Genomic DNA, 13,715 nt, shown 5'->3' with positions numbered 1-13,715 from the left:
GTTCAGTGCCCGCCCGTCATGGGCATCTTGCCTGACCGCATGCCCTGCACGATGGCCAGCGACCGTGCCACGTGCTGGTCGGGTCGCAGGTGGTCCGCCTCCGACGACAGCGTGGCGACGATCCGTCCGTCACTGGCAATCACGAATGTGGTGCGCGAGATGAAACCATGATCGATGGCCACCCCACGCACGTCGTTGATGCCGGCCTGCGCCGCCGTCATCTTGAGGTCGTACAAAGCCGCCACCTTGCCACTGGGGTCGGAGGCTACCGGGAACTTGCCGGCGCAGTACTGCGGATCCGACGAGAAGGCATTCAGCCGCTCGATGCTGTCGGCGGACACACCGATGATGGTGGCGCCGGCGGCGTCGAACTTGGCCTTCTCGGTGGCGAAGCTATGCGCTTCCAGATCGCAGCCGCCGGTGTACGCCGATGGGTAGAAATACACCACCACCGGCCCCTTCTTGAGAGCCCCTTCAAGCGAGAAGCTGAAATCCTTGCCGGCAAGACTCGCCTCGGCAGTGAAGTCCGGTGCCGTCGCACCGGGCTTGAGCGCGGCGAGCGCCGGCAGTGCCGTCAGCGACGCCAGCAAGGCGACCGCGGCCATCGATCCCGTAATACGCGTCTTCATTTGCGATCCTCTCGTGTGTGCATCGACTTTGCGCGGATTGCCCCGCGCAAAGTTCTTGCGGGTTGAACTACTTCAGTGGTTCGTCGGACTCGACCCTAAAGTTACTCTCCCATCGACATGGACAGTCGTATCCGTCACGGGTGGCAAAGGCAGTCAGGCCCTCATCCGCCTGGATGTCGACAGGGACCACCTGGGCCGTTTCATTGAAGTGACACCTCGGGTCGCGGATTCAGCCGGTCGAAAGCGGACATTTCCAGGATAGCTGCAGGCACCTCTGGCACCCACGGTCCGCACCAACAGGGTACCCGGCGCTTGCCTTGCTCGATGCCCGATCCACCCGGAATCCCTGCCCGGGTTCTCAACGCTCTCTCTGCGCCTTCCATGCGGCCACGCGCCGGCGGATGTACGTCCTGTAGTCGTCCTCGGTGTGCAGTGCCGTGCGATCAGGCCCGGTAGCAGCGACCGGCAAGGTTGCCGCGAGATCGGCGTACACCTCCTGCAAATGCGAAGGTTTCCCGGCGGCGGGGTTCGTTCCCGTCGACACGGGCACCACGACCCCGGAGAGTGGATCGTCCGTGCGCGCCGCGGCGAGCGTGAGCACGCCGCCGACGTCCGACGCCGCCGCGTCGCGCGCGGTCAGCGCCGGCAGACCCCAGCGCTGCTCGACCGTTTTGAGAATGGAAGTGTGGTCGAACGGCATCGCACCCATTGGCACCCTGAACACCGTGCCCGCTGCGATCCAGGGCGAAACCAGCAACGAGGGCACGCGCGGTCCGAAGCGCTTGAAGTCGAAACCGAACTCGCCGGCCGTGGCATCGGGCGGCACAGCGTTGGTCGGCGGCGGCACATGGTCGTAGCAGCCGCCATGCTCGTCGTAGGTGACGATCAGCAGCGTTTCGTTCCAGGCCGGCCCGTTGCGCAGTGCGTAGTAGACGTCGTGGATCAGCTGTTCGCCGAGCGCGACATCGTAGTTGGGATGCTGGCTGTTGCCGCTCGATCCCCAGCTGGGCTCGAGGAAGGTATACGCGGCCAGTTGGCCTTGCTTGGCCGCGGCCTGGAAATCGGCGAACAAGCCGAAGTGCGTATCCGCCGCGCTCGCGGTATCGCTGAAGGTCAGCCGGGTCAGCGGGTCGGCGTCGTAGCCGTAGATCATCCAGTCGATGGCGTGTTGCGAAAGCAGGCCGTAGATCGTCGGCGCGGTGAACGACTTGGTCTTGTCGTCCATGTGGCCCTGCGAAGTCGCCGCATGCACGAAGGCGCGGTTGGGCAGGGTCTCGGTGGGCGCCGAACCGAACCACTGGTCGCACACCGCGAAACCGCGGGCGAGCGTCGACAGCACGGGCAGGCTGGCAGGCGTATGCATCGCCATGATGTCGGTGGCGACGGTGCCTGCGAGAATCGACTGCTTTTCCGCAGCCTCCCAGGTCAGCGTGGCGGCGAAGTTGTTGATGAAACCTGCATTGGTCGCCACCGGAGGCGCCGGGGGCGCATTGCTGCCGAACAATTGCGCGTTCGTCGCCACGTAACCTTCGCCGGGATCGGCACCGGGCAGGAAGTAGGCGTTCGCCGCCCCCGGCTGGATCTGCGATACCGTGACGTTCGTGCCGTTTGCGCCGTCGGGATTTGATTCCTTGCCGGTAAGGCCTTCAAACGCGTGGCCGGCAGGCGAGACATTGTTCGCATCGGCGTACAGAAATCCGAGCATGTGGTCGAACGAACGGTTCTCCAGCATCAACACAACGATGTAATTGATCGCACCGAGGCCGCCCGCAGCCGCACCCTGCGCACCCGATGGCTGTTTCCCGGTCGGCTTTTTGCCGCTTCCGCGTTTCGCATGCGTGCCCATGGCGTCACCTCGAAGCCGTGTTCCCGTCGAGCATAGGCATGCTCTGATTAACCACGGTACAAGCGCATTGCGACATTCCCGCGTCCGTTCCTGAACACCCCGATGCAGTTGGGCCGCTCATGACCATTCGTCATTACCGACCATCGAATCTATAATGACCGAACCGTTTCACGCCACGCGTGGAGTCACCATGCTCACCACCGAATTTCCCGGCTGTCGCCAGCTGATCGACGCCATCGATACGGCTGTCATCCAGGCCAGCACACCCGCGATCACCGACAGCCTGCGCAACAGCCTGTGCAAACTGATCCGCGGCAACGAAATCCAGCTGCCCGAATGCGTGCTGGAAACCGCCGAAGGCCGCTATGCGCGCCGCGAGCTGTACCGCAGCGACGACCACGGCTACTGCGTGGTGGCGATGACCTGGGGCCCGGGCCAGGGCACGCCGATCCACGACCACGCCGGCATGTGGTGCGTGGAAGGCGTGTGGCGCGGCGCACTGGACGTGGTGCAGTACGAGCGGATGGACGATGCCGAGGGCCATTGTCGCTTCCAGCCCGTCGGTTCCGTGCAGGCCGGCCCCGGCTCCGCCGGCAGCCTGATCCCGCCGCACGAGTACCACACCATTCGCAATCCCAGCGACCACGACATCGCTGTCAGCCTGCACATCTACTCGGGCAACATGACCCACTGCGCCGTATTCCAGCCGCTGTCCGGCAACAATGGCTACGAACGCTGCGAACGCCAGCTGGGCCTCGACCCGGTGCACTGATCCCGGCATAATGCGCTGCTCACATGCCGGTGTGGCGGAATGGTAGACGCGGCGGACTCAAAATCCGCTACTGGCGACAGTGTGTAGGTTCGAGTCCTATCACCGGTACCATGTGAGAAATCAAAAAGTTAAGAATACAAAAGCCTCCAACAGGAGGCTTTTTTGATCCGCAATTCGAGGCGCCCCAGCGACTGAGCGGCGTCTGTAAACTTAGGCGCCCGGCGTAAACTGCCGTTGCCTGATGCTCAGCGATCCTTTTCGCCACGATCATCGTGGAGCGCTTTCACCGGATCGACGACGACACCTGAGTCAAGGTCGCTTTATGCCGCTCGACCCTTTTGCAGGCTCAACGGCAGTAGGCACGAGCGGGAGATCCTTTTTCCGCCCGGGGAAAGCACCGGAGCATCTAGGCCCCGACTATGTCACGAGTTTTGCCCAGGTGAAGCGCTGGGTTTGCGGTTATGCCAAACCCCAGGGGACAGGCTCAAGTGGCCAACGATGACTATGGTCGCGCACGGTCATGAGCCAAAGGAGCTTTGGCCGTGACCGACGTAATCCGCTCAGTGATTGAAGCAGGGGGAGCGCCAGCGCTCATTCATCGGCCCGCGCCTGACTCACGCGCGTCGGCTGCAGCTGACGGCCATCGAACGATGGCCTTATAGCTCGGGCGAATTCAGTGTGAGCGGGCGCGCTCACGCCTCGCCGTCGTTGATGCTGAAGTGCAGCACATCGCGCGTTCAACGCGACATCAGATCATTCCAAGAAACTTGCCCGGCTCTGATCCACGAAACATCGAAACCAGGTTTGCTGAAAAGCGCCCATGTCTGTCGCGGATGCCTCCAATCCAGCACCATGAACTTCAGCCCAGCTTCTTCCGCCATGCGTGCGACCGTCTCGGCGCGGTAGTACACACAGCCGGGATAAATCCAACCGGACAGTGCACAGTCTTCCTCGGCAATCAGATAGGTGCCCGCGAGCACACCGTCATCGGCAAGACGTTCGGAAATCTCATGCAGCCATTGCGAAAAGAGATCAGGCCCACAGTGGCTGAAGATGGATTGCGCGAACGCGAAATTGAACTTCGCATCAGCAGGGAGATCACGCGCGTTATCGGAAATGTGGAAAGTCGGGCGCTTGATGGCGACTTGATCTTTGCCAAGCTCTTGGGTGATACCACCTTGGATCAGCCATTCATTCGGCTCAACGCCTGTGTAGTTTTCGGCGTTGAGGTAGGGAATAAGCAGTCGACCGATGCGAAGTGATCCGCAACCCACATCAAGCACGCGATGATGCTGACGAAGCCCAAGGCAGGTCAGCAAGTTGAAGGTCATTGCGGACACGAGATCATAGTCCTCGGGCGGCCCCACGAAGGCACGATAATGGTCGCCACCAGGCGGCAACCCGAGGCCAAGGCTTTCCGCATCCGTCGCTTTTTTCCGACCAAACAGTCCCATCCGCCGTCCCTTCCATGTTTCACGAAAGAACAGTATGGCATGAGGCGCACTTTTACGGGATGAGATCTCCAGTCGGTCGGGGCGGCAAATGCCCAAGCCTCTTCGTTTCAGTCGCCACCCGCAGCGCCTACATTGAACGCTTCAACCGGACCTTCCGTATCGAGGTACGGGATCGTTACGTCTTCACCAGCCTGCACGATGTTCGGCGCATGACCGAGGACTGGCGTCGTCACTGCAACCATCAACGACCCCGTCGTGCACTCACGGGACTCTCGCCCGTCGCCTATGCCATGGCATCGTCGCCCACCTCTACTTCCGAATGACTCGGAAAACGAGGACGCCACACGAAAAGTCCAGAAGCCCACGTATTTGCGGGCTTTTCTGTGCCCGGAGTTGCCTGCCAGCAAACCTCTCGCGCACGCCTGATCCGTGAAGCCGCCCTTCTCAGGGGCAATTCCGCCCATGTTGCGCCACCGCTTGACACCGGTGTCAGAAACATTTCAAGCTGATGGCGAATCCATTGCGGGGGAGCGCGCTGGACGTGGCAATCGACCATCCGGATCGACTGGCGGGAATACCGACGACGCCGTTTCTGGCCGCCGACATCGGCGGCACGCATGCACGTGTTGCGCTGATGCGCGCCGCACACGGCGAAAGCCACGGGGCCGAGACGCTCGCCTATCGGAAGTTCGTGTGTGCGGATTACCCGAATCTGTCGGAACTGCTGCGCGCCTTCATCGATGCCGAGCAAGCCCCCGTGAAGCACTGCGTGCTGGCTTGCGCGGGGCAACCCATGGGCGACGAGGTCGCGAACGACAACCTCGCCTGGCCTATCCGCCTGTCGGAATTGCGCCAGGTGCTGGCCCTGGAAGATGTCGCCGTACTCAACGATTTCGAGGCACTGGGCTACGCCCTCGACGGCGGCCTGGCCCGCGGCGGCCGCCATCTCTGCGGGCCGGGCACGCATGGGCATGGCCCCAGCCTGGTGATCGGCCCTGGCACGGGCCTTGGCGCCGCGGCGCGCATACCCGGTCCCAATGGTGGCTTGGTGGTGACCACCGAAGCCGGGCAGATGGATTTCGCGCCGAACTCGATTCGCGAGCGCGAAATCCTCGCGCACCTCGCCCCGAACGGCGGTTATGTGGAGTTCGAACGTATCGTCTCGGGCCCCGGCCTGCTGACCACTTACGAGGCCCTGTGCGCCTTGTGCGGGGAATCCCCGAAACACACCACGCCCGAAGCCGTCACCGCCGCAGCGTCCGCCTGCAGCGATGCGCGTGCCGCGGAAGCCGTGGAAATCTTCTGTGCGTCGCTGGGCAGTCTTGCCGGGAACCTTGCACTGGCCTTCATGGCTACCGGCGGCGTGTACCTGGCCGGCGGCTTCCTTTCCTCCATGTTCGAGCTGCTCGCGCACAGTGCCTTTGAAGAACGCTTCCTGCATGGACGCAGCGCACATGCGTTGCTCTCGCAGGTACCGGTATGGGTGACGGAGCACGGTCGCCACGGCGTGCTGGGTGCGGCGCGCTGGTATCTGCGACGCAATGCCTCGGGCAACGCCATGGCAAGCGAGCGGGTCGCATGAACCACGTCGCGCCATCCAGGCTTTTCCGGTACATGGCCATGACCTGGCTGGCGACCACCGGCGTCGCCGTTGCCGTGCCCGCGACGCCCGCGTGGTCGCTGATGCCGCTGCCGGCCCGGATGCAGCCGGCAGCGGCCGGCTCGTTCAAAATCGCTGACGGCGCCGAGGTCGCAGTACACGGCGCCGATCTGCAACCCATCGCAGATCGCTTCATGCAGCTGGTCGCCAATACCCGCGGGTTACGTCTGCGCATGGCGACGACGGCCGGCGCGCATCCAGCGATCACCTTCGAGGTGGATCCGCATGCCGATGCCGCGGGCGATGCCGGTTATCGCATCGCGGTGAACGATCAAGGCATCCGAGTCATCGCGCGCACGCCACGCGGCATCTTTTACGGCAGCGTCACCCTGTGGCAATTGCTGACACCGCCCGGCTGGACGCGCGGCGCGCCGGCCGACGTCGCGGATGGGATCATCGACGACCAGCCACGTTTCGCCTGGCGCGCCTTGCTGCTCGACTCGGGACGGCATTATCAGGGCACCGCCGACATCAAGAAGCTGATCGACTGGATGTCGCTCAGCAAGCTCAACGTGCTGCTCTGGCACGTGACCGAAGATCAGGGCTGGCGCCTCGAGATTCCCAAGTATCCCGAGCTCACGAAAGTCGGCGCCTGCCGCAAGGCGGTTGGACTCGATGCCGAACTGACGGGCTCCGCCGACAAACCCTATTGCGGCTACTACACCGAAGCCGAGGTGCGCGACATCGTGCGTTATGCCGGCGAGCGCTTCGTGGACGTGGTGCCAGAAATCGACCTCCCCGGGCATTCGCAGGCAGCCATCGCCGCCTACCCCTGGCTGGGCGTCACCGGCCAGCGTCCGGCCGTATGGACTGAATGGGGCGTCAGCCCGTGGCTGCTCAATCCCAACGAAAAAACCTTGCGCTTCGTCGACGACGTGCTCGACGAAGTGATGCGGCTGTTCCCGTCGAAGTACATCTCGCTCGGCGGCGACGAGGCCGACAAGCAGCAATGGAACGCATCGTCCGAAGTGCGCGCGCAGATGCACAGGCTGGGGCTGTCGAACATGGACCAGCTGCAAGGCTGGTTCATCGGCCAGCTCGCCGACCATCTCGTGAAGAACGGCCGCACACCGGTCGGCTGGGACGACGAACTGGTCGCCGGCGCGACGCTGCCGGCCTCGCAAGTGGTGATGTCGTGGCACGGCGACGACGACGAACGCGTGGCGCTGCAAGCGATCAGGCAAGGCCACGACGTGGTGATGACGCCGCAGGAGTCGCTGTACTTCGACCACTACCAGTCCGACCTGCCCGATGAATGGGCGGGTCCGCCTCCTGCGGCAACGCTGCGCCAGGCCTATGACACAGCGGTCATCCCGCACGGTGCGGGCGCAGGCGAAGCCCAGCGCATCATCGGTGTGCAGGCCGGTCTGTGGACCGAGCAGATGGCGACCTTCGCGCATGACCAGCATGCGGTGTTCCCGCGCATTACGGCGCTCTCGGAACTCGGCTGGTCGCCTGCGGGCGCGCACGACTGGAACGGCTTCCTGCAACGCATGCCGGCCGAACTCGCACGCTACCGCGCACTGGGCATCGACTACGCGGACAGTGCGTTCGCCCCGGCCTTCCATGTGGCCGCCGCGACCAGCGGCACGTTCCAGGTCGAACTGTCCAACCAGACTGGTTTCGGCACGATTCGTTACACCACGGATGGCTCCGCACCTACCAACCGCTCCGCACCGTATGTCCGACCGCTGACGCTGCCCGGCAAGACCAGCCTGAAGGCGGCGACGTTCGCGCCGGACGGCTTCGAGCTCGCCGCACCGCGCACACAGGCGCTGGACGAAACAACCCTGCTGGCCCGCGACAGCAGCGCGCTCGCGACCTGTTCCGGGCAGCCGGCTTCGCGCCTGGATGGCCGCCGCCCCACGCAGGGGCCGCGACCGGTCTACGCGGTGGATATCGGCAACGCGTGCTGGCTGTGGCCGCAGGCTTCGCTGGATGGCATCGGGCACGTCGTCTTGACCGTCGAGCGCATGGCATGGCGCTTCGGCGACGAGGCCAAGGATGCAGTCGTGCGCCACAAGGCCAGTACCGCCGGCGAGTTCGAAATCCACGCCGGCAGCTGCTCGGGACCGCTGCTTGCCAGCCTGCCGTTGGCACATGCGGCAGGGACCACGGGGCAGATCCATCTCGATGCAGACGTAGCGTTGCCCATGGGCACCGGCGTCCGCGACTTGTGCATCTTCGCTACGGGCGATCCGCGGGATGGCCAGTGGGCGTTGGCGCGAATGGCGTTTTCGAAATAGGCGGAACGCGGGGCGCATGCCCCGCGCAGTGACACCGGAGGGAACGGCAATGGCCCGCGAAGCCATGGCCTGGGAGATCGAGAGGCTGCATCACGACGACACACGGAATCGCTGACGCCGCCGGATTACACGCGTATCGGAATACCGCGGAGCACCTGAGGTTCGACAGGCATCAACAACTGAGGTTAAGGCCCATGTCCACCGTACATCACAAGCATCCCCTGTCATTTGCCATCACCATGTCGCTGTTCGCCGTCGTGTCGACGTCGGCCGCCGCGACACCGTTCGCCGATGTCCAGGCGGATGGCCAGGCAACGCAGACCACCGCAGCGCAAACTGCACCAACGACGTCAGCGGCTTCATCGGCCAACGCCAAGAAAGCCAATACCAAGGACAAAGCCACGACCGCGGAAAAGAATGCGGTCACGCTGGCCACCGTGAACGTCTCCGGCGTGCGCGCCTCGCAGGAACGCGCGATCGATGTGAAGCGCGAAGCGCCGAACATCCAGGACAGCATCACGGCGGAGAACATCGGCGCCCTGCCCGACACCACCATCACCGACTCCCTGCAACGCGTCACCGGCGTGCAGATCGACCGCGATGCCGGCGTAGGCACGTCAGTCTCTGTACGCGGCTTGCCGCAGGTCGGCACGATGTTGAACGGCGAGGTGTTCATCACGGCGGACCAGATCGACTCGCAGCAGCCCGACTTCACCATGCTGCCTTCCACGCTGTTCCACGGCGTGGACGTGGTCAAGTCGACCACGGCCAACGAGACCGACGGCGGCATCAGCGGCGCGGTCGACCTGCACACCTACCGCCCCTGGGACCTGCCCAGCGGCTTCACCTACAGCTACTCCACCAACGGCGAGCGCGGCAGTACCACTGACCGCTGGGGCCCCGAGGCCAACGGTCTGATCTCGTACAACGACGACGGCAAGTGGGGCCTGCTGGTCTCCGCCGACTTCTCCAACACCACGCGCGAAAACTCCACCGAAGGCCTCGACCAGTACGGCGTGGTGCTGAACGGCGAGAACGCCACCAGTGCAGGCGGCTACGGCGGCTTCCTGACCTCGTGGAACGGCGCCCCCATTCCCTCGCAGATACACCAGAACGCCGACGGCAGCGTGGACGTCAACGGCGACGGCAAGTCCAACGGTGTGTTCATGGGCAGCCAGAACATCGGCCTCTACGACACCATCACCCAGCGCAAGCGCAAGTCCGGCAACGTGTCGTTCCAGGCGGACCTCGGCAACGGCTTCAGCCTGACCAGCGATTTCTTCTATTCGCAGCAGCGCGAGTGGGATACCAACGCTGGCATCCAGTTCAACTCCACCGACTGGCAGGGCGCGACCTACGTGCCGCTGCAGTCGCGCAATACCGGCAGTCCCGCGCTCGGCGCCTACGGCACGCCGCAACCGGGCTGGCAGGGCTCGCAGCTGTACACCACGCAGGTGTACGAGAAGTGGCCCGGCGACGTCGAGTCGTTCTCGCAGATCACGCAGAAAAGCTCGAACGCAAAGAACTTCAACCTGCAGCTGGACTACGACAACGGCGGCTCGTTCACCTTCGGCCTGCGCGGCGTGCACGACACGGCGTTCCAGTCGAACGTGGAAACCGATCTCAACATTTCCGATTCCGACGGCGGCCTGTGGCCCAACGTGCTGAGCGACGGCAGCACCACGCCGGGCACCACGATGATCTATCCGTCGCAACTCGGCGGCGACCGCGTGTTCAACGCCAACGGCATACCGCAGAACACCATTCCGATCATCGCCAACTTCGGCGGCCGCTACCTCACCATCAGCATGCCGCAGACGATGGTCAACGATTTCGCCAACCCGGCCGGCTGGACGATGAAGACGATTGAGTCCTCCGGCGACTACGACCGCCAGGTGAGCCTCAACGCACTGCGCTTCGACGGCAAGTACGATTTCCAGGACGGCATCCAGCTCGAGTTCGGCCTGCGCGACAGCGTCCGCAGCGCCAACAACCTCGGCTGGACACTGGAGACGCCGGTGTATGCCGGCATGGGCGCCAGCGACCCGAACGGCTGCCTGGTGCGCTACGTCGGCGCCGATGTGGTGATGAACACCGGCTCGTGCACCGCTGGCAACGCCGAGGGTTACTACCGCGCGGGACCGCTGTCCGCGATCTCGATGCCGAACACGGCCGCGCCGCTGTCGAGCAACTGGAAGGAATACACCAACCTGCTCGGCTCCGGCATCAACTACTGGGCGGTCAATCCCAATGCGCTGATCAACCCCATTTCATACTGGAAGTCGCTCTACCCAGACACCGTCATCGCGGACGACCCCAGCACCACATGGGGCGTGGGCCTGCGCGAGTTGACCGGCTACATGCAAGGCGATTTCAGCGGAACCATCGGCGACATGCCGTACAGCGGCAACGTCGGCGTGCGCATGATCCACACCGACCTCAACGTGACACAGCACCTCGTCGGCGATCCCGGCGCCTATGGCGACGTGTCGGCCCCCAACGGCACGTCCATCACCGACCGCAGCTACCAGGACGTGCTGCCCTCGGCCAATTTCTCGCTGGATATCACCGACACCCTGAAGTTCCGCCTCGCCTACTCCAAGAACATGATGCCGCTGGATCTGAGCCAGTGGTCCGGCGGCTTGCAGTTGAACTACTCGCTGATGGAAACGCCGCAGGGGCCGCTCTATCGCGTCTCCAGCGGGCAGTCTGCGGGCAACCCGAACCTCAACCCGTGGCGCTCCACCAACTATGGCGCATCGCTTGAGTGGTACATGAACCCCACCAGCATGATGAGCCTCGCGCTGTTCCGCATCAACATGGAGAGCTTCATCGTCAACGGCAACGTGACCAACTGCGGCTACCCGGACGAGGACGGCGTGGTGCGCGACCACTGCATTACGATCCAGGAACCCGTACAAGGCAGCGGCAACAGCATCCAGGGCGCGGAGTACGACTACCGCCAGGGCTTCACCTTCCTGCCCGGCATCCTGTCCAAGACGGGTATCGAGGTGAACGCCACCTACGCGCCCAGCAACACGGGCCTGCGGGATTTGTCCGGCGCGAAAATTCCGTTCCAGGACAACTCCACCAAGTCCGGCAACTTCATCGTGTGGTATCAGGACAACCGCTTCGAAGCGCGCCTTGCCTACAACTATCGCTCGCGCCGTGCGGTGGAGGAGGACGTGGGCAACATCACCGGCCTGGAAATGTACGAAGCGCCGCAAAAGTATCTGGACGCATCGGTGTCGTACAAGCTCAACAAGTACGCCACGATCTTCCTCGACGGCACCAACCTCACCAACGAGTACCAGAAGTATTACCTCGTATGGCCCGATCAGGCCTCGCACTCCCAGTACTCCGAGCGCATGGTCATGCTGGGCATACGCGGCCAGTGGTGATTTGAGTGGTTCTCCCGAGCAGTCCCCCCTCGCTGCTCGTGGTCTTCCTCCCCTCTCCCGCTTGCGGGAGAGGGGCTGGGAGAGAGGGTTCGGACTTGCCTAAGCATTCGGCTTCTTGTTCGTCATTCCTGCGCAAGCAGGACAAAAGGCCGCCTTGCGGGCGTTGAACAGCCGAAGGCTGGCCCCGAAGGGGTGAGCGAAGCGAATCATCCAGCGCCTTTGCATTCAAGCAATCATAGACACTGGATCCCAGCTTTCGCAGGGATGACGAGCAAAAAGCAGAACAACTCATCGCGCAAAACACCAAGGCCACCATGCAAGATTCCAGCGCGCCACAGCCCGTTCGCGACAACGGCTTCCATCGCTCCATCGGCCTGTTCTCGGGCACCGCGATCAACATGACCCAGATGTGCGGCATCGGGCCGTTCATCACCATCCCCATCATGGTCGCCGCGATGGGCGGCCCGCAGGCGGTGATCGGCTGGATCGCTGGCGCCATCCTGGCCATGGCCGACGGTCTGGTCTGGGCCGAGCTCGGTGCGGCGATGCCGGGCTCCGGCGGCACCTATGTCTACCTGCGCGAAGCGTTCCAGTACCGCACCGGCAAACTGATGCCCTTCCTGTTCATCTGGACGATGCTGCTGGCGATTCCCCTGCTGATGTCCACCGGCATCATCGGGATGGTGGAGTACCTCGAATTCTTCTTCCCCGGTCTTGGCTGGTGGCCGGTGCACCTCATCGGACTGGTGGCGACCGGCCTTGTCACCTGGATGCTGTACCGGCGCATCGAATCGGTGCGCGCGATCACCATCGCGCTGTGGGTCATCATGCTGGTGTCCGTTATCGGCGTGGCGGCAGCGGGCTTTTCGCACTTCAACGCGAGCTACGCCTTCACCTATCCGGCCGGCATGTTCGGCGGCAAGTTCTTCATGGGGCTGGGCGCGGGACTGGTCATCGGCATCTACGACTACCTCGGCTACAACACCACCGCCTACATCGGCGACGAGTTGCGCAACCCGGGACGCACCATGCCCGGCTCCATCATCGTCTCGGTGATCGCGATGATGGTCGTCTACCTCGCCCTCAACATCAGCGTGCTCGGCGTGGCGCCATGGCAGGAAATCGCCCAGTCCAAGTCCGTGGCTTCGCTGGTAGTGGAGCGCAGTTGGGGACACCTGGCCGCGGCCGTGATGACCTTGCTCATCATCGTGACCGCATTCGCCTCGGTATTCACCGGCCTGCTGGGCGGCTCGCGCGTGCCGTTCCAGGCCGCGCAGGACAAGGTTTTCCTGTCCGTGTTCAGCCGCCTGCATGCCAGGCACGGCTTTCCGCATGTGGCATTGCTGACGATGGGCGTGGCGACGGCCATCGGCACGTTCTTCGACCTCACCGAAGTCATCAACATGTTGTTGGCCGCGACCGTCATCGTGCAGTCGGTGGCGCAGATCGCTGCGCTGGTGGTGTTGCGCAAGCGCCAGCCGACGCTCGAGCGCCCGTACAAGCAGTGGCTTTATCCCGTGCCCTGCGCGATCGCGCTGCTGGGCTGGATCTACGTGTACGTGTCAGCGTCCACCTTGTCGCTGATCCTGTCCGGCGTGTGGATATTCGCCGGACTCGTGGTGTTCGCGATCTGGGCCAGGGCCAACCGGTCGTGGCCGTTCGCACCTGTCGAAATACACGAAGCCTATCTCGGGAAACCCTGACGCC

General features: G+C 63.7%; 8 protein-coding genes, 1 tRNA gene and 1 pseudogene. 7 read left to right on the top strand and 3 right to left on the bottom strand.

The window, feature by feature from the left end; translation table 11 throughout:
• Positions 1-2 precede the first annotated feature (2 nt).
• Positions 3-629 (bottom strand): peroxiredoxin, encoded by a 627-nt coding sequence (locus IHE49_RS03075; RefSeq protein WP_225578118.1) that lies wholly within the window; start codon positions 627-629, stop codon positions 3-5.
• 358 nt (positions 630-987) lie between these two features.
• Entirely contained in the window at positions 988-2,475 is a 1,488-nt protein-coding gene (locus tag IHE49_RS03070) for an alkaline phosphatase family protein (RefSeq protein WP_192154778.1), read from the bottom strand.
• A 190-nt stretch (positions 2,476-2,665) separates the two neighbouring features.
• Between IHE49_RS03070 and IHE49_RS03065 the strand changes: the two genes are divergently transcribed.
• Positions 2,666-3,247, top strand: a complete 582-nt coding sequence (locus tag IHE49_RS03065; RefSeq protein WP_192155430.1) for a cysteine dioxygenase family protein — start codon at positions 2,666-2,668, stop codon at positions 3,245-3,247.
• Positions 3,248-3,272: 25 nt separating this feature from the next.
• Positions 3,273-3,358, top strand: a tRNA-Leu gene (locus IHE49_RS03060).
• A gap of 626 nt (positions 3,359-3,984) precedes the next feature.
• Here the strand turns inward: IHE49_RS03060 and IHE49_RS03055 are convergent.
• Positions 3,985-4,701 (bottom strand): class I SAM-dependent methyltransferase, encoded by a 717-nt coding sequence (locus tag IHE49_RS03055; RefSeq protein ID WP_192154777.1) that lies wholly within the window; start codon positions 4,699-4,701, stop codon positions 3,985-3,987.
• 119 nt (positions 4,702-4,820) lie between these two features.
• Between IHE49_RS03055 and IHE49_RS03050 the strand changes: the two are divergent.
• The 5 genes and pseudogenes from IHE49_RS03050 to IHE49_RS03030 form a co-directional block, all read left to right on the top strand.
• Positions 4,821-5,024, top strand: a pseudogene (locus tag IHE49_RS03050) (integrase core domain-containing protein); the annotation flags it as partial.
• Positions 5,025-5,242: 218 nt separating this feature from the next.
• Complete coding sequence (locus IHE49_RS03045) at positions 5,243-6,283, top strand: glucokinase (RefSeq protein WP_343227530.1); 1,041 nt, start codon at positions 5,243-5,245, stop codon at positions 6,281-6,283.
• Between the two features lie 38 nt (positions 6,284-6,321).
• Positions 6,322-8,607 (top strand): family 20 glycosylhydrolase, encoded by a 2,286-nt coding sequence (locus tag IHE49_RS03040; protein ID WP_192154774.1) that lies wholly within the window; start codon positions 6,322-6,324, stop codon positions 8,605-8,607.
• 194 nt (positions 8,608-8,801) lie between these two features.
• Positions 8,802-12,008, top strand: a complete 3,207-nt coding sequence (locus tag IHE49_RS03035; protein WP_192154773.1) for a TonB-dependent receptor — start codon at positions 8,802-8,804, stop codon at positions 12,006-12,008.
• 314 nt (positions 12,009-12,322) lie between these two features.
• Complete coding sequence (locus IHE49_RS03030) at positions 12,323-13,711, top strand: APC family permease (RefSeq protein ID WP_192154772.1); 1,389 nt, start codon at positions 12,323-12,325, stop codon at positions 13,709-13,711.
• Positions 13,712-13,715 lie beyond the last annotated feature (4 nt).

It is taken from the genome of Rhodanobacter sp. 7MK24, from assembly GCF_014842995.1.
In the GTDB taxonomy this organism is placed as follows: domain Bacteria; phylum Pseudomonadota; class Gammaproteobacteria; order Xanthomonadales; family Rhodanobacteraceae; genus Rhodanobacter_A.
Note: the sequence above shows the minus strand (reverse complement) of the source record. Positions and strands in the feature narration are given on the sequence as shown.

Excerpts from the sequence above, each read along its gene's own strand:
- IHE49_RS03075 (WP_225578118.1), bottom strand. The coding sequence starts at position 629 with ATGAAGACGCGTATTACGGGATCGATGGCCGCGGTCGCCTTGCTGGCG.
- IHE49_RS03070 (WP_192154778.1), bottom strand. The coding sequence starts at position 2,475 with ATGGGCACGCATGCGAAACGCGGAAGCGGCAAAAAGCCGACCGGGAAA.
- IHE49_RS03065 (WP_192155430.1), top strand. The coding sequence starts at position 2,666 with ATGCTCACCACCGAATTTCCCGGCTGTCGCCAGCTGATCGACGCCATC.
- IHE49_RS03055 (WP_192154777.1), bottom strand. The coding sequence starts at position 4,701 with ATGGGACTGTTTGGTCGGAAAAAAGCGACGGATGCGGAAAGCCTTGGC.
- IHE49_RS03040 (WP_192154774.1), top strand. The coding sequence starts at position 6,322 with ATGACCTGGCTGGCGACCACCGGCGTCGCCGTTGCCGTGCCCGCGACG.
- IHE49_RS03035 (WP_192154773.1), top strand. The coding sequence starts at position 8,802 with ATGTCCACCGTACATCACAAGCATCCCCTGTCATTTGCCATCACCATG.
- IHE49_RS03030 (WP_192154772.1), top strand. The coding sequence starts at position 12,323 with ATGCAAGATTCCAGCGCGCCACAGCCCGTTCGCGACAACGGCTTCCAT.